Here is a 20840-nt window from a genome sequence, read left to right on the forward strand (position 1 = left end):
AGGTCGTTTCTTCTGGGCCCGAACCGAGATCAGCCTCCCTGTTTACTGGTGATCTCCTTGTACTCCTGCGCAGTTGGCTTGGTGATCTGCGTGCCTTCGCCGTAGAAATTCTGACTGAGACCGGCACGCAGGCGCTGAGCGAGGCGGAATCCGGCACCGGGATCATTCCCGTTCCGCGACGCAACGCCGGAACCGATCGGCTTGTACTGCTCGTGCTGGGTAAGAACGTGCAGTTGCTCTTGACTCAGTGGTTCGTGCACCTCGATGAATTCTCCGTTCGGCAGACGTTTGATGTTCCCGGTCTCACGGCCGTGCAGCACTTCGTCGCGGTCTCGGCGCTGGAGACCGAGCGCCCACCGCTTCGCCGTGGCATAAGCCGCAAGCGGTACGACGAAGAGTCCGATGCGAACCGCCCACGTCACCGATTCGACGGAGACATGGAAGCGTACGGCGATGATGTCGTTCGCGGCACCGATCAGGGCCACCAGATAGAACCCGATCCATGCGACACCAAGTGCCGTGCGCACCGGGCGGTTTCGTGGCCTGTCGAGAAGGTGGTGCTCACGGTCGTCGTCGGTCACCCAGGCCTCGACGAACGGATATGCGCCCATGGCGAGGAAGAGGCCAACGCCCACCAGCAGCGGGATCAGGTTGTCCAGAGCCAGGGTGTGGCCCCAGAAGTCGACTTCCCAGCCGGGCATGACCCGCAGCAGCCCGTCCGCCACACCCATGTACCAGTCCGGCTGCGAACCGGCAGAAACCTGGTCGGCACGGTAGGGGCCGTACTGCCAGATCGGATTGATCTGTGCGACCGCGGCGACGACGAAGATGAAGCCGGTGACCATGAAGAAGAGTCCCGCGGACTTTACGGTACGCACCTTGCGCGGCACTCCCACGACATTCTTTTCGCTACGTCCCGGGCCGGGGTACTGCGTGTGCCTGTGGCGGAGGGCCAGGAACAGATGGACGGCAAGCAGTCCCACCATGAGGGCGGGGATGAGCAGCACATGGATGGTGTTGAAACGCGCCACCAGATCGTGCCCCGGGAACTCGCCCCCGAAGAGGAACATCGAAAGGTACGTTCCGACGATGGGGACGGAAAGAATCGTTCCGTTCACGACGGCGAGTCCGGTCCCCGAAAGAAGGTCGTCCGGGAGGTCGTATCCCGTCAGCCCGGCGAACATTCCGAGAATCAACAGCAGGAACCCGAACACCCAGTTGAGTTCGCGAGGCTTGCGGAAGGCACCCGTAAAGAACACGCGCATCATGTGAACGAGCAGGGAAGCCACGAACACCAGCGCTGCCCAGTGATGGGCCTGCCGGATCAGCAGACCACCACGGACGTCGAAGGAAATGTGCATGGTCGAATTGAAGGCCTCCGACACCATCTGACCGCGCATCGGTGCGAAGCTGCCGCTGTATTGCACTTCCTTCATCGACGGATGAAAGAACAACGTCAGATACACACCCGTGACGACGATGACGATGAAGCTGTAGAGGCAGATCTCTCCCAGCATGAACGACCAGTGATCCGGGAAAGCCCGTCGCGCTTTCGCCCTGACCAGGCTGTACACGCCGAAGCGACCGTCAACCCATTCGGCGACCCTTTCCCCCTTGCCTGCCGGCCGCCCTTCCTTTTCCTGGCTCCCGTCACTCATACCCCTACCACCATTCACGGATCGTCGAAAAGCGTTGCGCCCCGCTCCGGGCCGTCTCGTCACGCCGCCGTGGTGACCGTGTCTTCGATCTGGCGGGCTTCGCGATGCCGCTTCATCGCGCGGCGTTCGCTCTCCGTCATCCCGCCCCAGATGCCTTCGACCTGCCCCACCCGCACGGCCCAGTTGAGGCACTGCTTGACGACAGGACAACGGCGGCAGACGGCCTTGGCCTCGTCGATCTGGATGAGCGTCGGCCCGCTGCTTCCTATGGGAAAGAAGAGATCGGGGTCCTCGCGCAGGCAAGCCGCCCGTCCGCTCCAAGAGAGGCTGTCATCTCCTCGTTCGGCAGCCATGGGCAAGCACACCTCCAATGTTCGTGATGCGGCAGGAGACCCCGGATTTCGATCATGGTCTTTCTCATCCCTGCGCAGGAATGCCGGGGGCTACCACCTGAGACCGAGTAGCCGCCGCATGTGTGACATGCAGCCGCGCCGCGGCGGCTCGTGACAGGTCGGGGGACAGCTCGCAAGCGGCTCGGGTTTGTACCGGCAACGGAAAACACTGTCTCACACTGTGACGCACCGAACCGATGAACATTCAACTACATGTGCGGTCGTGGCCTACGTTGAGGCGCAGGCCGACCGCTCAGCTCCGGAGCAGCCCGTCGTCGGGACGGCGTCCGATGTGCAGTCCCGATGTGCAGCGAGGGGCGCGGCCGGCCCTGCTGACCGTCCGCACACACGGTTGCCTACGACTATCGACTTGAGCAGCAGAAAGACGCGCAATGCCACCAGACTCAGACGAGCACTCCGACCCCTTCGCCGCCGGTGTGTCCCTGGCGGCCGAGGCCGCCCTGCTCGAGGCCCGCCTCCGCCTGCTCCAGGAGGAGATCGGTACCGTCGACGCGCGTATCGAGGCGGTCTCCGACGCACTGCACAACATGTCGCACCGCACGTCCTCCCACCGCCCTCACACTGTCTGATGTTTCCAGTGTTTCTACGTTCGGAGGGGGCGCTGCATATGATGTCGGGGGAACCCGGTTCCCGCGTTCGGACCGAACGGCACGGCATGTGAGCCGGGGCGCGGTACGGGGGCTTGAGGATGAGAGGAACACATGGTTTCCGCAACCCGCGCGGCGCACAATATCGAGATCACGGCTGAAAGCCTTCAGGAGGAACTGTCCCGCCTGCAGGTCCAGAAGCAGGCGCTGGAGCGGGAGTTGGCCGCTGTCGTGGCGCATCTCGGCTCGGTGCAGCGCGCCCTCAGTGCCCTCGAGACCCTGATGCTCAACCCGGCCGTCGCGGCTTCCACGGCAACGGCCGGTGCCGCGGCCGCGCAACAGGGCCAGGCTGCGGAGACCGCTGAACCGCAGACCGACAGGACCTCCGTCGAACCTGCGGACGCCGGCCCGAAGCCCGCACCCCGGCCTCGGAAGCCACAGAGCGCCAAGGGTGCAACACGCCCTCCTGCCGCCGGCACCGACACGGACGGGCAGACGAACTACGGCAGGCTCACCGAGCAGATCATGGAGTACTTCGCCGGCGTCGGCGACGCCGATGTGCGGGCCCGCGATGTCGCCGCGGCACTCGGCCGTGACACCGACAGCGGAAGCATCAACGGCATCCGCAGCACCCTCGACCGCCTCGTCGGTGCCTCCCGTGTCCAGCGGACCGGCCGGGGCCTGTACCGCGCGAAGCACTCCTAGACGTACTCCCGTTGACGTACTCCCGGTCGGGATAGCTGGTTCCGTGGGAGGCCGCCGTACCCATGAACGGGACGGCCGCCGCGCGCTCCCGTGGTGAATGATCCCGGGCGCCACCCGTCGGGGGATCGAGTGGCGCCCAGGCGCTGCACCTGCGGTTCCAGTCACAGGTATTTGCGTTCCGGGCACCTATCACGGGGGAATGTGTCAGCGGCGCCCGGAACACTGTGATCACCCTATCAAAGGTGTGACCGTGTCAGTGTCACGACCGGTGTCACACTGTCTGAGCAGATTGCGTCGCTCGGCTCTCGGCGGCGGGGACATCCCTGACGAACACGATCCCGTCGGTTGCGTCCAGGTGTGCCGGGTCGAGCGGGGAGTAGCCGTAGTACGGGGACACGCGGGGAGCGGGCCGCGTGGCGTCGAGGGTGGTGGCCAGCCGAGGGGCGTCGATGACGCTGCGGTCCTCCTGGAGCCCGTACAGGAGGCCTTCGACGGTGTCCGGCGGCGGGACGTCCACTCCTTGGTGCCGGATCGTGCCGAGGGCCGTGGCCAGGAAGGCATACCGCTCGCCCAGTTGGGAGCTCACGAGCGCGCCCGCGCTCCACCACTGCACGGGCCGGCCGCCCATCCGCATCGTGCTCTTGGCCCGCTGGAGATGGCCGTTGTGGGCGTGGACGAGTGCCGGGCCCCGTTCGGCGAGGGCGAGGAGGTTGTCGGCCATCATCTGGTCCCGCAGGCCGACCAGCCACGTCATGCGGCTCGGTGAGGTGTCTGCCATCCAGTGGTGGTAGCGCAGCAGGCCGATGGCGGTGCGCCCGTACAGGCGTGCGCGGTCCCAGTCGTCCCGCGAACTCGCCGTGATCAGGTGTGGGGTCTGTGCGTCGAACAGCGCCACCAGATCGTCGGTGAGCAGTCGCAACTCCCCCGCCTCGGCCGACTGCCCCACGGACTGGGCCGGGTCCATCATCGCGGCGGAATTGGACCAACGGTCGTCAGCGCCGAGCAGGTGGTTGAGCTTTTCCACGGTGCAGGGGAGCAGGTCCGTGTCCACCCGGGCCGAGAGGTAGTCGTGGAGTGCGGTGAGGGCCTGCCGGGGGCTCGCGGCGCCGGTGATCTCCAACGGGCCGTCGAAACCGGCGAAGCGGAGCCGTTCGGACTCGGGCCGGCCGTCGTTGTGGGCGCGCATCCAGCGCACCAGCTCGCGGTTGCCCGCGAACGCGCCCCAACCGTGGCTGAATCCACGCTCCATGACCTCGTCGAGGGCGCCCGTGCCCGAGGTGACGTAGTCGTCCACGACCGAGCCCATCATGCAGTCACTCTCGATCGCGATCGTCCGGTACCCCTCCTGCTCGACGAGCTGCCGGAAGAGCTCATTGCGCACGTCGAGCAGAGTGTCCTCGCCGTGGGTGGGCTCGCCCAGAGCGAGCAGCCGCGGCCGGGCCGGGAGCAGCCTCATGACGGCGGCGGCCTCGACGGCATGGACGGTGTCCTTGATGTCAGTAGCCATGCCTTCAACGCTATCGTTGAACTTTCGGTTGAAACTTCTCCGCGATATCGACAGGACCATGGGACAAAACCTTCAAAGGGGTGAGCGGCTCAGGCCGATCGATCTGGCACGCGGGCACGGTCTGTCCACGCAGGCGATCAGGAACTACGAGGAGGCCGGCATCCTTCCGGCCGCCGCTCGCACACCCCACGGCTACCGCACCTACACCCCGCTGCACGCGCAGGCCCTGCGCGCGTTCCTCGCCCTGGTGCCCGGCCACGGCCACCAGACTGCGACGTCGATCATGCGGGCGGTGAACGAGGGCGCGGTCGATGAGGCGTTGCACCTCATCGACGAGAGCCACGCCCAGCTCCTCGACGACCGGCGGACCCTCCAGGCCGTGGAGCGCGCCCTCCGCAGCCTGGGGCCCGCTGCGGCGTCCGGGCCCGAGGCAGCGTCAGAGCCCAACGCAGCGTCCGGGCCTGCCGACAGGTTCATCGGGCCGCTGGCAGGTGAGCTCGGCATCCGGCCCGCGACGCTGCGCAAGTGGGAGCGCGCCGGGCTGGTGCACCCGCGCCGCGACCCGCTCACCGGGTACCGCGTCTACGACGAGGCCGCCGTACGGGACGCCAGGCTGGTCCACCAACTCAGGCGGGGCGGCTACCTGTTGGAGCAGATCGCCCCGCTGATCACCCAGGTACGGGAGGCCGGCGGGCCGGAGCCATTGGAGGCCACCCTGCGCGACTGGCACGGCAGACTGTCCGCCCGTGGGCGCGCGATGCTGGCCGGGGCCGCCGAGTTGGAGGCGTACCTCCGCGAGCGCGGATGAGATGTGGGCCGTAAGCCCAAGTCAACTCACTGCCCGCGATATCCCCCTCGATCCGCTTCGATCCCCTGCGATCCCGGTCGGGTTCAGTGCGCGAACGTCTCCGTCAGGCGCACCTTGTAGCCGTCCTCCTCCATGAGGACGACGGTGACACCGAACGGGTTGGGGTGGTCCATGTCCATCGGGATGAAGGAGTAGTTGACGGCGGCCTGGATGGGCAGCGCCAGTTCGCCGCCGGGCTGGGGCGCGGGGCCCGGCTGCCAGTCGGGCGCGACGAAGGACCCGCCCTCGGGGCTGCGGGCCAGGACCTCTTCGTCGTACGGGAACTGGTGCAGCACATGCCCCTCGCGGGTGGCGTGGACCATGTTCAGGCACGGGGCCGGGCCGACGAGGGGCAGCTCGCAGGCGGTTGCGACGTCATGGGTTTCCCAGGCGAGGACGACCTCGTCCGCGCCGGCCGCGGCAGCGATGTTGGACAGCTGGGCGATGCCGGTGAGGGCGTCCTCGCCGGTCTTGATCGGGCGCACCCAGGTCAGGCCGACCAACTCGCCGCGCACCAGCGGCATGATGACCGGCCGGGGCACGGCGCCCTGCTCCAGGCCGGCGGTGTACGCGCTCTTCATCGAGTCGACCAGCGCGTCCCAGATCCGCCCGTCCATGAACTTCCCCTCCGTACCGGTCACTTCCTGATCTCCCGACCCTCCCATGCGGGCGGCGCGACCGCCAACACGGTGTTGTCGCCGGTTGCCGACGGCCCACGTCGACGCCCATCGCACGGATGACCGGCGGCTCCCCCTCCCCCAGTGCTGAACAGCGCGCCGCCACTCATGTCCCCTCGTGCCGGCTCCCGTCCCCCGGTCCGAGTGCCTGGGGGTTGAGGGCGCCGAGCATGCGGCGGAGGTGACTGCGTACCTGTTCCCGCTCCTGGGGCTGGAACGGTTCCAGGGTCTCCTGCTCGCACGGTTCGAGCGCGGTCTCGGCCCGTAGTGCCAGTGCCTCGCCCGCGGGCGTGACGCACATTTCGATGATCTTTCCGTGCGTGGGGTGGGGGCGCCGTTCGACCAGACCCCGCTCGACCAGACCCCGCAGCGCGGCGCCCATGGACTGCGCGGTGATGCCGCTGCGGCGGGCGAGTTCGGCGCTGGACAGAGCCCCGTCCCGGCTCAGTCGGACGAGCGTGCCGAATTGCGCCTGGGTCAGTCCGAGCGGGCCCAATGCCCGTTCGAGGCGCTGCATGTATGCCTGCGAGAGCTGCCAGATCAGGTAGCCGACGCGCTCGCTGGGATCCCTCACCGCCACAGATGGCCTCCACATGTAAGGTAGCTTATATAAGTTAACTTATACGGCGAGGACCGAGGAACCATGTCCAGCACCGCATCCACAAGTCAGAATCACTTCCCCGACGATCATTTCCCCGACATCGACCCGGGACCGGGCCCGGGGCGACATCGCCACTATGCGGGTCCGCAGAGCGACGCCCCGCCCCAGCGGCCGGGGCTCACCGGCCCGCAGGCAGTGCTCAGGCCCGTGGTCACTGTGCTGACCATCGGCCTCGTCTTCGTCAGCGTCTTCCTCGCCGCCTTCCATACGCCCCAGGCACACCGTCTGCCGGTCGCCGTCGCCGCGTCCGACAAGACCGCGGCACTCTTCGACGTCCGGTTGCAGCGTGTCTCACCGGACGGCTTCCAGGTCGACCGGTACCCGGACAACGCCTCGGCCCGCTGGGCGGTCGAGCACCGCAAGGTGTATGCCGCGCTGCTGGCCGACGGCGGCGATCCCAAGATCGTGTACGCGGGCGCGAACGGTCCGGCGGTGTCCGCGCTGGTGGCACCGCTCGCCGGCCTGTGCTCCCCGAGCTGTCAGCCGGCAACCCAGAAATGGCCCGTGGTCGACATCCTTCCGCTCTCCAGCGGGGACAGCCGGGGTCTGTCGGTCTTCTACGCGTCGTTCGGGCTGGTGCTGGCAGGCTTTCTCTTCGGCCAGGTGACCTACCAAGTGGCACCACGTCTCTCCTTCGGACAGCGCGTGAGCAGTCTGGCGCTGTTCGCGGTGGTCGGCGGACTCGCAACGGCACTCATCGCGAGTACGGCCTTCGGCGCGATACCCGGTCCCTTCCTGGGCATCGCGGGGCTCGTGGCGCTGATGGCGGGGGCCGTGGGGGCGGCCACCGTACTCCTGATCCGGATCTTCGGCCCGATCGGAGTCCTGTTGGCGTCGATCTTCCTGCTGGTCATGGGGAACGCCAGCAGCGGTGGGGTGCTGCCGCCCGAATTTCTGCCCGACTGGCTGAAGCCGCTCTCCTCGGTGATGCCTCCGGGCGTCGGCGTCCGCGCTCTGGACGGACTGGCCTACTTCCACCACGACGGGCTGGCCAACGGTGTTGTGGTGCTGTCGGTCTGGATCGCTCTCTGCGTCGCCGGCCTGTACCTGCTCGACCGGATCGCCGCATCTGCCGCGATCGTGCATGCCGCGCGGGTGTAGGCACGCATGGGCTTGCTCGAAGGACCTACTCGAAGGATGCCGGAGGATGCGCTCGAAGGATGCGCTTGAGGGACGTACTCGAAGGACGTGCTGGAGAGACGTGGTCGAGAGACGTGGTTGAGATGTGGTCGCAGCGGGATCTGGCGCGTGTCGCGGGGCATGTCGATTCCGCCGGTTCCCGATCGACGTGAGGGTGTAGGCAGCACATCCCAGGATTGAGGAGCACCTCATCGTGACCGTGACCGCAGATATGGCCATCTCCCTCGACGGCTACGTCGCCGGAACAAACGTCGCCATCGACAATCCGGGCGGCGACGGCGCCGAGCCGCTCTTCGAGTGGATCCACAACCTGGCGAGCTGGCGGGAGCGCCAGGGGATGACCGGCGGGGAGGAGAACCGCGACTCCGAGCTGATGCGCGAGTGGTTCGACACCACTGGAGCGGTGGTCATGGGCCGGATGATGTACGACACAGGCGAGGAGTTCTGGGGCGACAACCCGCCGTTCCGGACCCCGGTGTTCGTGCTGACCCACCGCCCACGGCCGACCCTGGTCAAGGAGGGCGGCACCACCTTCACCTTCGTCAACGACGGCATCCACAGCGCCCTCGACCAGGCGAAGGCCGCCGCCGGAGACCGGAACATCGACATCGCGGGCGGGGCGAGCACGGTGCAGCAGTACCTCGGGGAAGGGCTCATCGACGAGCTGCAACTGCACGTGGTGCCCGCGGTCCTCGGCGAGGGGCTGCGGCTCTTCGAGGGGCTGGGCGCCGCGCGGCGGCACCTCGAGCCGGTCAGAGTGGTCGACACGCCCCTCGCCACCCACCTGAAGTACCGCTTCGTGAAGTGACCCGGCCCGGACCGTCGACGGAAGGCCACCGGAGTCCCGGTCGCCGGTCAGGGCTTTGTACATCCACGGTCTCGGGGTCACGTACGGATCTCAGGGCCCGGTACGGATCTCAGGGCCCGGTACGGATCCAGCTGGCGGTCGCATATCGGAAAGGCCCGACGCGTCCTCGTGCCGGCGCACTCCGTCGGTGCCGGCGAGCAGCCGGACGAAGCCGCCCGCATTCCGCCAGCCGTCGCTCACCGCCAGAAACGTCCGGTACGAGGGCGCCAGCCGGTGCCCGAGCCGCTCCTCGACGGCGAGGATCCGCTCCTCGGAGGCGGGAGGGAACCCCAGCCGACGTGCGCTGAGGGGTTCCTCGTCCCTCGGCTCCGCTCCCCCGCCGACGTGTCCGGGTCCTGCGCGTCCGCCCACTCCTGGCTCCAGCGCTCCCGGAAGGACCGCCAGCCGTCGATGCTGTCCGTCATACTCTCGATGCTGCCAGCCGCCACTGACATTGATACTCGTGGCGGCTTCCGGCGGTCGTGGCTCAACAACTGACAACGCCCTTGCCCCGCAGGGTGGTTCGGGCGGCGCGACGGACACCTGGGTGCACAGCGGCTCCGACGGCGCCTCTGGTCAAGGTCCGCCCCACGGCCCCTCAGTAATCGGGCCGCCCCCGATGGAGGGCTGCCGATGTCCCGGCACACGAAGACGCCCGCGTCTCGCGCCATCGACCAGACGGGCAACACCGCGGCCCTTTCTGCGAGACACCCCTGCTCGGGGGTACCCCTCGTCCCGGGAGACGGGTCAGATGGGAGTCCGACTCACCGTGAAGTGCCACCTCGCAGAGCAGGGAGGCTTCGATGTTCGTTCCCTTCGGGGCGCGTGACTTTCTGGACCGCGCCACGACCGTGTATCCGGACCGCGTCGGCATCGTCGACGAACCGGACCAACCGGCCGTCCCCTGGCAGGAGTTGACCTATCGACGCGTAGGCGAACTCGCACGCGCCCAGGCCGCGGGGCTGGACGCGCTCGGGGTTCCGCACGGGGCCCGCGTCGGAGTCGTCTCGCACAACAGCGCGCGGCTGCTGACCTCGTTCTTCGGGGTGTCCGGATACGGCAGGGTGCTGGTGCCGGTCAACTTCCGGCTGTCGCCCGAGGAAGTCGACTACATCGTCGGCCACTCCGGATGCAGTGTGCTGCTGGTGGACCCGGAGCTCTCCGACCGGCTGGCCGGGATCGACTGCGAGCACCGCTTCGTCATGGGGGCGGAGTCCGACGCACAGCTGTACCGCTTCGACGCGGAGCCGACGCCCTGGGAGGCCAGGGAGGATGCGACCGCGACCGTCAACTACACCAGCGGCACCACCGCCCGCCCCAAGGGCGTGCAGATCACACACCGCAACATCTGGGTCAACGCGGTGACGTTCGCCCTGCATGCGGGTGTCTCGGACCGGGACGTGTACCTGCACACCCTGCCGATGTTCCACGCGAACGGCTGGGGCATGCCCTTCGCGATGACCGCCCTGGGCGTGCCCCACATCGTCCTGCGCAAGGTGGACGGCGCCGAGATCCTGCGCCGGGTCGCCGAGCACGGAGTGACCGTGATGTGTGCGGCGCCGGCGGTGGTCAATGCCGTGCTCACCGCCGCGGAGACCTGGCCGGACGAGATCCCCGGCCGCGACCGGGTGCGGATCATCTGCGCGGGAGCACCGCCGCCGACCCGCACCATCGCCCGGGTGGAGAGCGAGCTCGGCTGGGAGTTCATCCAGATCTACGGCCTGACCGAGACCTCACCCCTGCTCACGGTGAACCGCGGCCGCGCCGAATGGGACGACGTCGATCCGCACCAGCGGGCGGAGAAACTGGCGCGAGCCGGCGCGCCCGCCCTCGGCGTGACGCTGCGGACCTCGGCCTCCGGCGAGGTACTGGCCCGCTCCAACGTGATCCTGGAGGGCTACTGGCAGCAGCCCGAGGAGACGGCCGAGGCGCTGGCGGACGACTGGTTCCACACCGGGGACGGCGGCACGATCGGCGACGACGGCTACCTCACCATCAGTGACCGCAAGAAGGACGTCATCATCACCGGCGGCGAGAACGTGTCCTCCATCGAGGTCGAGGACGCGCTCTTCAGCCATCCCGCGGTCGCCGAGGTCGCCGTGATCGGCGTACCGGACGAGAAGTGGGGCGAGACCATCAAGGCCCTGGTCGTCCGCGCGCCCGACGCCGACGTCACCGAGGACGAACTCATCGAGCACTGCAAGGAACGCCTCGCCGGATTCAAGGCCCCCACCTCCGTGGAGTTCCGCAGCGCTCTGGAGCGGACGGCCACCGGAAAGCTGCAGAAGTACAAGCTCCGCGCGCCCTACTGGGAAGGGCACGAACGCGGCGTGAACTGACGGGGGTTCAAGAGCGACTGACGGGGATTCAGGCGCGAGCGGGTAGGACGTGTGCGGCCGGTCCCCCGGTCCGGCCGTACAGGTCCCGGCGGCCCGGCGCACAGGTCTCTGCTGGCCGGCCGCACACCTCTCGCCGCACAGGTCTCGGCGGTCCGGCCGCACACCTCTCGGCGTACAGATCTCGGCGGGTGCGCCGGCGGGCCGAATGGCGCGTGAGGTATTGACGCTTCCCGTGGGGCTCCTATCATCCTTGACGTCCGACAGCACGGCTCCCGTTCGATATTCCGGACAGCGGCGGGTGGGTGACCCGCGCACGCCGCGTCGGCGGAGCAGGACAGCACCCGCGCCATCCGTACCGGCAAAGCCCGTCCCGGCCACCGCGCCGGGACCGTCCGGGGCGCCCAGCGCACTCGCACGAGGTGGACCCCGACCGCCGACTGGAGCTTCACATGCCCGCTCACTGGTCTTCGCACCAGACCGCCGCCCAATGGGAGCGCTCCCACCCTCTCACCGGGCGAGAGCGCGAAGCGGTGACCCACAGGCGCACGGCGGTTCGGTCCGTGTCACGCGGTTCGAACTCTCAACGCCCTGACGCACCCGCACCCGCACCCGCACCCGACCGTACGAGGAGAAACATGAACCTGATCAAGCGGTTGAGCCGACGAAGGGCCTCGGTATTAGGCCTGGTGGTCGCCACCGCCCTGGTGGCTCCCACCACTCTGGTGACGACCGGGACCGCCACTGCGGCGCCGGCGCCGGAGCCCGCACCCATCAAGGCCGCCACGCTCGGCGCCCAAGCCGCCCAGTCCGGACGGTACTTCGGGGCCGCGGTGGCCGCCGGGAAGCTCGGTGACTCGACGTACTCGACCATCCTGGACCGCGAGTTCAACATGGTCACGCCCGAGAACGAGATGAAGTGGGACACCATCGAGCCCTCCCGCGGCTCGTTCAACTTCGGTCCGGCCGACCAGATCGCGAGCCACGCCGGCGCACACGGCCAGCGCCTGCGCGGTCACACCCTCGTCTGGCACTCCCAACTGCCCAGCTGGGTCAGCTCCATCACCGACGCGAACACCCTGCGCAGCGTGATGAACAACCACATCACCACCGAGATGGCCCACTTCAAGGGCAGGATCTACGCCTGGGACGTGGTCAACGAGGCGTTCGCCGACGGCAGCAGCCAGCATCGCAGTTCGGTGTTCCAGAACGTGCTGGGCAACGGCTTCATCGAGGAGGCGTTCCGCACCGCGCGGACGGCCGACCCGTCGGCCAAGCTCTGCTACAACGACTACAACATCGAGAACTGGACCGACGCGAAGACCCAGGGCGTCTACACCATGGTCCGCGACTTCAAGGCGCGCGGCGTCCCCATCGACTGTGTCGGCTTCCAGGCCCACTTCGGCACCGGCGGCCCGCCTGCAAGCTTCCAGACCACGCTGTCGAACTTCGCCGCGCTCGGCGTCGACGTACAGATCACGGAGCTGGACATCGCGCAGGCGCCGGCAGCCGCGTACACGAACACCGTCAGGGCGTGCATGAACGTGTCGCGTTGCACCGGCATCACCGTGTGGGGCATCCGGGACAGCGACTCCTGGCGGACCGGCCAGAACCCGCTGCTCTTCGACAACTCCGGTAACAAGAAGGCCGCTTACCAGGCAGTACTCACCGCGCTGGGCGGCACCGCCGTCGCGGCACGGAGTTCGTCCACCGGCACCCCGAGTTCGCCCGCAGCAGCCCGGAGTGCGTCCGCGACCACTCGAAGTGCGTCCGCGGTCGCCGCCCTCCCGAGCAGCTACAGCTGGAGTTCCAGCAGTCAGCTGATCGCGCCCAAGTCGGACTCCACCCACACCATCGCGGGCATCAAGGATCCCTCGGTCGTCTACTACAACGGCAAGTACCACGTGTTCGCGAGCGTCGCCAGTGCCTCCGGCTACAGCCTGGTCTACCTGAGTTTCACCGACTGGTCGCAGGCGGGTTCCGCCACCCACTACTACCTGGACCGCAGCGCCATCGGCACCGGGTACCGGGCCGCGCCGCAGGTGTTCTACTACGCGCCGCAGGGCCTTTGGTATCTCGTGTACCAGACGGGCAACGCCTCGTACTCGACCAACTCCGACATCGGCAACCCCAACGGGTGGAGCGCGCCGCGCAACTTCTACGCGTCGATGCCGGACATCATCAAGCAGAACATCGGCAGCGGTTACTGGGTCGACATGTGGGTGATCTGCGACAGCGCCAACTGCTATCTGTTCTCCTCCGACGACAACGGCCACCTGTACCGCTCGCAGACGACGGTGGGGCAGTTCCCGAAGGGTTTCACCAACACCGTCATCGCGGCCCAGGACTCCAACAAGTACGCGCTGTTCGAGGCGAGCAACGTGTACAAGGTGCAGGGCAGCAACCAGTACCTACTGCTGGTCGAGGCGATCGGATCCGACAACCGGCGCTACTTCCGCTCCTGGACCTCCAGCAGTATCGCCGGCACCTGGACGGCGCTGGCCGCGTCCGAGAGCAACCCCTTCGCCCGGTCCACCAACGTGACCTTCCCCGCGGGTACTTGGACGCAGGACATCAGTCACGGCGAGATGATCCGCTCCGGCTACGACCAGACGCTGACCATCCCCTCCTGCCGGCTGCAGTACCTGTACCAGGGCAAGGACCCCAACGCCACTGGCGACTACAACACTCTGCCGTGGCGTCTCGGACTCCTCACCCAGACCAACTCGACCTGTTGACCGCCGACTTCGCGTCTACGCTGGTCGCCCATCCCCGGGGCGAAGGGCCACCATGGCGCGCATCACCGGCAGGACGGTTCTGATCGTCGGCGCCTCGTCCGGCATCGGTGCCCAGGTGGCACGCCAACTCGCCGACGGCGGCAACAGGTTCGTCCTCACGGCACGACGCGCCCCCGAACTGGCCTCCGTCGCCAAGGAGAGGAGCCCGTTCCGGGCGGCCCTCACGCCGGAACAGCAGGTTCTGGAGGGCCAGTTGGTGGCCATGGCGCTGGACACCGTGACCGGTTCCTGACCGGCTGTCCCGTCAGGCTCTGGCCAACGGCGCGGTCCGTGGGGACGATCCCGAAAAGAGCAGCCCTGACGCAGCAGCGGTCAAGGAGCCCCGATGAAGGCCATCGTCCAGCACGCGTACGGATCCGCCGACCAGCTGCGCCTGCGGGACATCGACCCGCCGGTCCCCCGCGAGGACGAGGTGCTCGTCCGGGTGCGCGCGGCCGGCGTGGACCCGAGCGTCTGGCATCTCATGACCGGACGGCCGTATTTCGCCCGTCTCAATCCGCAGATCGGTCTGCGAAGGCCCGCCCACCACGTGCGGGGATGGGACGCCGCAGGGGTCGTCGACGCGGTCGGTGCGGGGGTGACCTCGCTCAAGCCCGGGGACGAGGTCTTCGGCCAGTGCAACGGTTCCTTCGCCGAGTACGCGTGCGGCAAGGCCGAACAGCTCGCCACCAAGCCGCCGAGCCTCACCTTCGAGCAGGCCGCCGCCTTCCCGGTCTCTGCGGTGACCGCCCTCCAGGCGTTGGACATGGACCGACCGCGCCCCGGCCGGAAGGTCCTGGTCATCGGCGCCTCCGGCGGCGTGGGCACGTACGCCGTCCAGCTCGCCGTCCACTACGGCGCCGAGGTCACCGGAGTCTGCGGACCCACCGGTGCCGATCTCGTCCGCTCGCTCGGCGCCGACGACGTCATCGACTACACGCGGGAGGACATCACCGACCGGCCCGTCCGCTACGACTTCGTCCTCGACGCCGCCGGCAACCGGCCCCTCTCCCGTCTGCGCCGCGTCCTCACCCCGCGCGGCACCGCCGTGTTCGTCGGCGGCGAGGACGGCGGTCCCGTGCTCGGCGGCACGGACCGGTGGGTGCGCGGCCTGGTGCTGTCCGCCTTCGTCGGGCAGAGGCTGCGCCCGGTGATCGCCGCCACGCGGCAGCAGGACCTGCTGACGCTCACGGAACTCGCCGAGGCCGGAGCGATCAAGCCGGTCATCGACCGCACCTATCCACTGGCCGAAGCCGCCACCGCGGTACGCCACTTGGAGACGGGACACCCGCAGGGCAAGCTCGTCGTCACCGTCTGAGCATCTCGGGGGCTCGCACGGGCGGTGGACGGGCCCGCAACCCGGGTGTGCGCAGAAGGCACGCGCGCCCCGGCGGACGTGGCGTCACCGCGTCGACGTAGTCGGTGGCTTCGGACGCGGAGGTGTCACCCCAAGTCTCATGTCGCCCCAAGGCTCATGCCAGTGGTCAACTCCCCTGGACACGCGGCATGTCGTTGACAAGCCGAATCCACAAAGGTTGTCATGACCACATGCTCCGACGTCCTGGGATCTGCTGCCCGCGCCGCACCGACGGCTCCGGCCTCCGCGCCGGGTGCGGACCGTCACCGGGCGGAGCGGGCACGGAGACCGCGGGTGCCACCCGAAGGGCGAGAAGTGGGCGGCCTCCGTGCGAATACGGTCACTGATCGGGCGCCGCGAGCTGCTCGAAGTCGCCCGGACCGAGTTGACGACTCGTCCCGGCGTGCTCTTCTACGGTCCCCCCGGCATCGGTAGGTCCATGCTCGCGGCGGCCCTCGTGGCGTCCTTGGCGGCAACAGCCCTGCCCGCATGCACGGTGCTGCGCTGCTCGCCGGCGAAGGACGACGCCGGGCTCCCGTTCGTCGGGCTCGTCGACCTGTTCGCGCGAGTTCCGGAGAGCTGCGTGGAGGCCCTGGCGCCCGAGCCCCGGGCGGCACTGAAGGCGGCCCTGCTGCAAGGCCGGGAGCCGGAAGGTGACCGTGACCTTCTCGCGGTGCGCCTCGCCGTCCTCGACGTGCTGCGAACTCTGGCCGCCACCGGGCCCGTTCTGCTGGCCGTCGACGACCTGCAGTGGCTCGACGGACCGAGCGCCGAGGTGCTCGCCTTCGCCGTACGCCGCCTCGACGGCCTCGACATCCGCATGGTGGCCGCCGAGCGCGTGGCCGACGGCGAGCAGCCCCAACGGCCGCACTGCTGCCCGCCGGACACCGCCGAACTTCCCGTGCCACCACTGACGGACGACGAGGTGGCCCACCTCGTGGCCGCCGACGTCGGCGCCGACCTGCCACCGGCGGTCCTGCGGGCGATCCAGGGCGCCGCTGCCGGGAACCCTTCGTACGCACTGGAGTTGGGGCAGGCAGCCCTGCGCGACGAGGCGCCCGTGGGCTTCGGCTGGACCCTGCCCGTACCCCGAAGGCTGCGTAACCCGCTGCTGGAGCAGGTGCGTTCGCTGCCGGAAGCCGCGCAGCGCACCCTCCTCGTGACGAGTGCCGCCGCGCACCCCAGCCTCACACTGCTGCGGGCCGCCGGGCTCCACGACCCCGCCGGGGACCTCGCGGAAGCCGAACGTCACGGCGTCGCGACGGCCGACGCGGGCGGAACCGTACGCTTCCGGCATCCGATGGTCCGGGCCGCCGTGTACGCCGACGCCCCGGTGAACAGCCGTCGGCAGGCGCACGCGCTGCTGGCCCGCGCGGTGACCGAGCCCGTGGAGCAGGCCCGTCATCTCGCCCTCGCCCATCCGCACGAGGACGAGTCCACCGCCCGAACGTTGATGTCCGCTGCCGAGTCGGCGCGCCGCCACGGCGCCCCCGATGCCGCCGCCGAACTGGCCGCGCTTGCCGCACACCGCACCCCCGGCGACCGCCCCGCGGAGCGCGCCGACCGGCTGCTGGCCGCAGCCGAGTTCGCCTGCGACGCCGGACAACTGGAGGAGGCGGAGCGGGCGGCCGGATCCGTCCTCTCCGAGTCGGGATCCGCACGGCGCCGGGTGCGGGCCCGGCTGATCCTGCTGCGCAACGCCGGGCAGGCACTGGAGGGTGCTCATGCCCTGATCGCGGACGGCCTCCGGGACGCCGAGGGTGACCCCGAGGCCGAGGCATGGCTGCACCACTGGGCAGCCGTACGAGGCCTGCTGTGCGGGGAGTTGGGCGATGCGGCCCGGCATGCCCGGCGCGCCGCCCGGCAGGCGGCAGCGGCCGGCGACACGGACACCCGGATCGGGGCGCTCGCCACTCTCGGCCGGGTGCAGTCCCTGGCCGGGGAGGCGGTCGCCGCCGACGCCGCGCTCGAGGAGGCGCTCGCGCTGGTCGGCGGTGTCCACGGCGGACCGGAGAGCTGGGGGCTGATCCGGATGCGCGCGATCCTCGCCCTGGACTCCGACAGGGTCACCGAGGCCCGCGACCAGGTCGTCGAACTCCTCGCCGCCATCGGCGAGTTCGCCGGGGTCGAGGAGGTCTTGGCGACGCTGGTGGCACTGACGCGTATTCAGGTACGTTCCGGTCACTGCCGGGAGGCGCTGCAGGCCGCCGCCCGCTGCTCAAGTGCCTTGACGGAGACGGACGTTCAGGCGGCGCCGGCGCTGTATGCGGCGGCGCTCGCGGCGACCGCGGGCGGTACCGCCGAGGAGGCCCGGCACCTCGCCGAGCAGGCGGTACGCGCCTCGGAGGCCGACGGCGACCGGCTGTTCCTGCTGCGGGCGTTGGCCGTGCTCGGGCAGGCCGAACTGCTCAGCGGCGACCCACGCGGGGCGGCGGCCGCGGTCGATGCGCTCCAGCGGGTCAAGGAACTCGGCGAGGCCATGTGCGCCGCCGACCCGCCCTTGCTGCACTGGTACAGCGACCTGGCCGAAGCCCTGGTCGTCCTGGGCGAGACGGACGCGGCCGGAGCCGTGATCCGCGAGGCCCACGCGCGCGTGTCCGGCGATCCGCCCGGCAGCGTACTGGCGGCTCTGGAACGGGCGGAGGGGCTGCGTGAGGCGGGGCTCGGCCGGGCGAAGGAAGGGGCGGTGCGACTGCGGGCCGCGGTGGACCGTCTGCGCCAACTTCCTTTGCCCGTAGAGCTGGTGCGCACTCTGATCGCGCTCGGCGCGGTCGAGCGCCGCTCCCGGCGCAGGAGCGCCGCGCGCGCGGTCCTCGGCGAGGCACTGGAGACCGCGACACGGATCGGCGCCGCTCCGCTGGCGGCGCGGGCGAGGGACGAACTGGCGCGACTGGAAGCCGGTGACAGGAGCAGTGAGGCGGGCTCGGGCGGGCCCGACCTCACCCCCACGGAGGCCAGGATCGCCGAGCTGGTCGGCGGCGGGGCCACCAATCGTGAGGTGGCCGCAGAGCTGTTCATCAGCGTCAAGACGGTGGAGGGGACGCTGTCGCGGGTCTACCGCAAGTTCGGGGTCCGCTCGCGCACCGCGCTCGCCCATGCGATGGCGGTCGCCGTCCTCGCCTCCGGGGCGGCCACGGTGGCCGCCGATGCCGGCGACGACGGCCAACTGAAGCCACAGGTACAGGCGGTGATGACGAGTCAGCCCGGCCGTGTCCGCACGCCCCGGGCCCGCGGCACCCTCCGTTGACGCGACTTCTGCGCTCGCGCGACACCCTGCGGCCGCGTGACATCTGCAGTTAACACGCAACGCAAGGGTTCCCCCGCTTATGCGGGTGGGGTCGATGTTCCTAGCGTGGAGGCGTTCCGCTTCCGGGACACAACCCCCCACACTCCGGAGGACTTCAGTGAAGTCTCGCCTGAAACTGCTCGGTCTGGTCGCCGCGCCGGCCCTGATCGCCGCCGCCGTCCCGGCCGCCGCCTACGCCGCCGGCGCCCCCCAGCCGCACACGACCCGGGCGGCCGTCGCCGGAGACGTCCTCAAGGGCCTGAGCCGGCACGCCGACCGCACCGGCAAGGTCGCCGCGACGAAGCGCATATCGGTGGCCGTCAGCCTGACTCCCAGAGACGACAAGGCACTTGACACCTTCGTCGCCAAGGTCAGCGACCCGAAGTCGAGTTCGTACGGCCACTATCTGACGAAAAGCCAGTTCGCGGCCCGCTTCGGCCGGACCGACGCCGAGGTCAAGCAGGTCAAGGACTACCTGCGGGCGCAGGGGCTCACCGTCGGCAAGGTCCACTCGGGCAACCTGCTGGTCGACGCCAGCGGTACCGCCGCCCAGCTGGAGAAGGCCTTCGGCACCAAGCTGTCGACGTGGAAGGACGCCACGTCCGGGCGCTCGTTCTACGCCAACGACAGCGCGCCGACGCTGCCGACCGGCATCGCCTCCCTCGTCAGCGACGTGGCCGGCCTCAACAACCACGTCCTGCTCCACCACCAGGCGCCGTCCAGCGTCACCCCCCACGACGGCCCCGGCGGCGGCTACACCCCGGCCCAGCTCAAGGGCGGCTACAACGTCTCCGGTACGAACACCGGAAGCGGCCAGAAGATCGCGCTGCTCGAGTTCGACGGCTTCCAGCAGTCCAACATCACCAAGTACGACACCAACTACAGCCTGGGCTCGCCCACCCCGACCGTGCAGAAGGTGAGCGGCGGCTCGGGCGCGCTCGGTGACGGCCAGGTCGAGGTCGAGCTGGACATCGAGGTCCTGCACGCGATCGCCCCCAAGGCGAACGTCACCGTCTTCGAGGGCCCCAACACCGACGCCGGCGAGGTCGACACCTACCAGGCCATCGTCGACAGCGGCATCCCGACCACCTCGATCAGCTGGGGCGCCGCCGAGAGCGCGCGCACCACCTCCGGCATGAACGCCGTGGACGCCGTCTTCAAGGCGGGCGCCGCCGAGGGCCTCGGCTTCTACGCGGCCTCCGGCGACGACGGCTCCGACGACGCGGGCGACGGCACCACCGCCGTCGACTACCCGGCCAGCGACCCGTACGTCACCGGCGTCGGCGGCACCAAGCTGACCGTCACCTCGTCCAACGCCTTCAGCAAGGAGGTGGCCTGGTCCGGGGGCGGCGGCGGCAAGTCCTCCGTCTTCAAGATCCCGAGCTGGCAGACCGCGGTGCAGAAGAGCGCCGGCGGCGGCTTCCGCCAGGTGCCGGACGTCTCCGCGCACGCCAACCCCAGCCCCGGCGTCTCCATCTACTCGCAGGGCAGCTGGAGTTCGGTCGGCGGCACCAGCGCCGCCGCGCCCGAGTGGGCGGCGTTCGCCGCGCTGTACAACCAGCAGGCCGCGGCGGCCGGCAAGGCCAACCTCGGCTTCGCCAACCCCGCCCTTTACACGGCGAATGGCACCGGCTTCCACGACATCACCAGCGGCAGCAACGGCGCCTACTCCGCGGCCAGCGGCTGGGACTTCACCACCGGCTGGGGCTCGTACAACGCCGCGACCCTGGCGAGCAAGCTGCTCGGCTGACGCCCGGCGGCTGAACGCCGACCGATGATCGAGCGCGGGCCGGGAGCGATCCCGGACCCGCGCTTCGGCCATGGTGGGAGTGGTTCCCAGGGCAGATGATCAGGGGCACCTCGCGCAACGGGACAACTCTTTCGGTGAGTTGAATGTCTTCTTCAGCAGACCGAATCCCCACGCGTCGCAGGGAAGGCACCACAGATGTATGCGCCGCACCACGGGCCTGACGGCCCGCCCGCACCGAGACGCCCGCGGCCGTCCGACGACCCGGCCGCAGCGGCCTTGGCGAGCGAACCCC

At 69.4% G+C, this 20840-nt stretch carries 17 protein-coding genes; 11 read left to right on the plus strand and 6 right to left on the minus strand.

Annotated features, from left to right (window positions below; translation table 11 throughout):
• Positions 1 to 29: 29 nt before the first annotated feature.
• Positions 30 to 1658 (minus strand): cytochrome bc complex cytochrome b subunit, encoded by a 1629-nt coding sequence (locus OG303_RS07800; protein ID WP_405866147.1) that lies wholly within the window; start codon positions 1656 to 1658, stop codon positions 30 to 32.
• Positions 1659 to 1717: 59 nt separating this feature from the next.
• Positions 1718 to 2011 carry a WhiB family transcriptional regulator gene (locus OG303_RS07805; protein WP_405866149.1) on the minus strand — a complete coding sequence of 98 codons (294 nt, stop codon included), beginning with the start codon at positions 2009 to 2011 and terminating at the stop codon, positions 1718 to 1720.
• A 431-nt stretch (positions 2012 to 2442) separates the two neighbouring features.
• On the opposite strand from OG303_RS07805, the gene OG303_RS07810 reads away from it, so the two are divergent.
• Positions 2443 to 2640 (plus strand): hypothetical protein, encoded by a 198-nt coding sequence (locus tag OG303_RS07810; protein WP_405866151.1) that lies wholly within the window; start codon positions 2443 to 2445, stop codon positions 2638 to 2640.
• 132 nt (positions 2641 to 2772) lie between these two features.
• Positions 2773 to 3363, plus strand: coding sequence for a hypothetical protein (locus OG303_RS07815; protein WP_405866153.1), 591 nt, complete (start codon positions 2773 to 2775; stop codon positions 3361 to 3363).
• A gap of 271 nt (positions 3364 to 3634) precedes the next feature.
• Here the strand turns inward: OG303_RS07815 and OG303_RS07820 are convergent, their stop codons facing one another.
• A complete protein-coding gene (locus OG303_RS07820) occupies positions 3635 to 4870 on the minus strand; it encodes an erythromycin esterase family protein (protein ID WP_405866154.1) in 1236 nt (411 codons plus the stop codon).
• A gap of 58 nt (positions 4871 to 4928) precedes the next feature.
• Here OG303_RS07820 and OG303_RS07825 point away from each other — a divergent pair, with 58 nt between their 5' ends.
• Positions 4929 to 5678 (plus strand): TioE family transcriptional regulator, encoded by a 750-nt coding sequence (locus OG303_RS07825; protein WP_405866156.1) that lies wholly within the window; start codon positions 4929 to 4931, stop codon positions 5676 to 5678.
• 83 nt (positions 5679 to 5761) lie between these two features.
• Here the strand turns inward: OG303_RS07825 and OG303_RS07830 are convergent, their stop codons facing one another.
• Both OG303_RS07830 and OG303_RS07835 read right to left on the minus strand, forming a co-directional pair.
• On the minus strand, positions 5762 to 6358 hold the full coding sequence (locus OG303_RS07830) for a hypothetical protein (protein WP_405866158.1): 597 nt from the start codon (positions 6356 to 6358) through the stop codon (positions 5762 to 5764).
• Between the two features lie 142 nt (positions 6359 to 6500).
• Entirely contained in the window at positions 6501 to 6989 is a 489-nt protein-coding gene (locus tag OG303_RS07835; protein ID WP_405866160.1) for a MarR family winged helix-turn-helix transcriptional regulator, read from the minus strand.
• Between the two features lie 48 nt (positions 6990 to 7037).
• Between OG303_RS07835 and OG303_RS07840 the strand changes: the two genes are divergently transcribed.
• Positions 7038 to 8156, plus strand: a complete 1119-nt coding sequence (locus OG303_RS07840; protein ID WP_405866162.1) for an ABC transporter permease — start codon at positions 7038 to 7040, stop codon at positions 8154 to 8156.
• Between the two features lie 232 nt (positions 8157 to 8388).
• Positions 8389 to 9003: a dihydrofolate reductase family protein gene (locus tag OG303_RS07845; protein ID WP_405866163.1), complete on the plus strand. Its 615-nt coding sequence runs from the start codon at positions 8389 to 8391 to the stop codon at positions 9001 to 9003.
• A gap of 90 nt (positions 9004 to 9093) precedes the next feature.
• On the opposite strand, the gene OG303_RS07850 is transcribed toward OG303_RS07845, so the two are convergent.
• A complete protein-coding gene (locus OG303_RS07850) occupies positions 9094 to 9414 on the minus strand; it encodes an SMI1/KNR4 family protein (RefSeq protein WP_405866165.1) in 321 nt (106 codons plus the stop codon).
• A 431-nt stretch (positions 9415 to 9845) separates the two neighbouring features.
• On the opposite strand from OG303_RS07850, the gene OG303_RS07855 reads away from it, so the two are divergent.
• From OG303_RS07855 to OG303_RS07880, 6 genes are all read left to right on the plus strand, one after another.
• A complete protein-coding gene (locus tag OG303_RS07855; RefSeq protein ID WP_405866166.1) occupies positions 9846 to 11381 on the plus strand; it encodes an AMP-binding protein in 1536 nt (511 codons plus the stop codon).
• Positions 11382 to 12016: 635 nt separating this feature from the next.
• Positions 12017 to 14116: a non-reducing end alpha-L-arabinofuranosidase family hydrolase gene (locus OG303_RS07860; protein WP_405866167.1), complete on the plus strand. Its 2100-nt coding sequence runs from the start codon at positions 12017 to 12019 to the stop codon at positions 14114 to 14116.
• Between the two features lie 52 nt (positions 14117 to 14168).
• Positions 14169 to 14408: an SDR family NAD(P)-dependent oxidoreductase gene (locus tag OG303_RS07865; protein ID WP_405866169.1), complete on the plus strand. Its 240-nt coding sequence runs from the start codon at positions 14169 to 14171 to the stop codon at positions 14406 to 14408.
• 93 nt (positions 14409 to 14501) lie between these two features.
• Complete coding sequence (locus OG303_RS07870) at positions 14502 to 15473, plus strand: NAD(P)-dependent alcohol dehydrogenase (protein WP_405866171.1); 972 nt, start codon at positions 14502 to 14504, stop codon at positions 15471 to 15473.
• Positions 15474 to 15840: 367 nt separating this feature from the next.
• Entirely contained in the window at positions 15841 to 18759 is a 2919-nt protein-coding gene (locus OG303_RS07875; RefSeq protein WP_405866173.1) for an AAA family ATPase, read from the plus strand.
• Positions 18760 to 18916: 157 nt separating this feature from the next.
• On the plus strand, positions 18917 to 20548 hold the full coding sequence (locus OG303_RS07880; RefSeq protein WP_405866175.1) for a protease pro-enzyme activation domain-containing protein: 1632 nt from the start codon (positions 18917 to 18919) through the stop codon (positions 20546 to 20548).
• Positions 20549 to 20840: the final 292 nt, after the last annotated feature.

It is taken from the genome of Streptomyces sp. NBC_00005 (assembly GCF_045160215.1).
Lineage (GTDB): Bacteria > Actinomycetota > Actinomycetes > Streptomycetales > Streptomycetaceae > Streptomyces.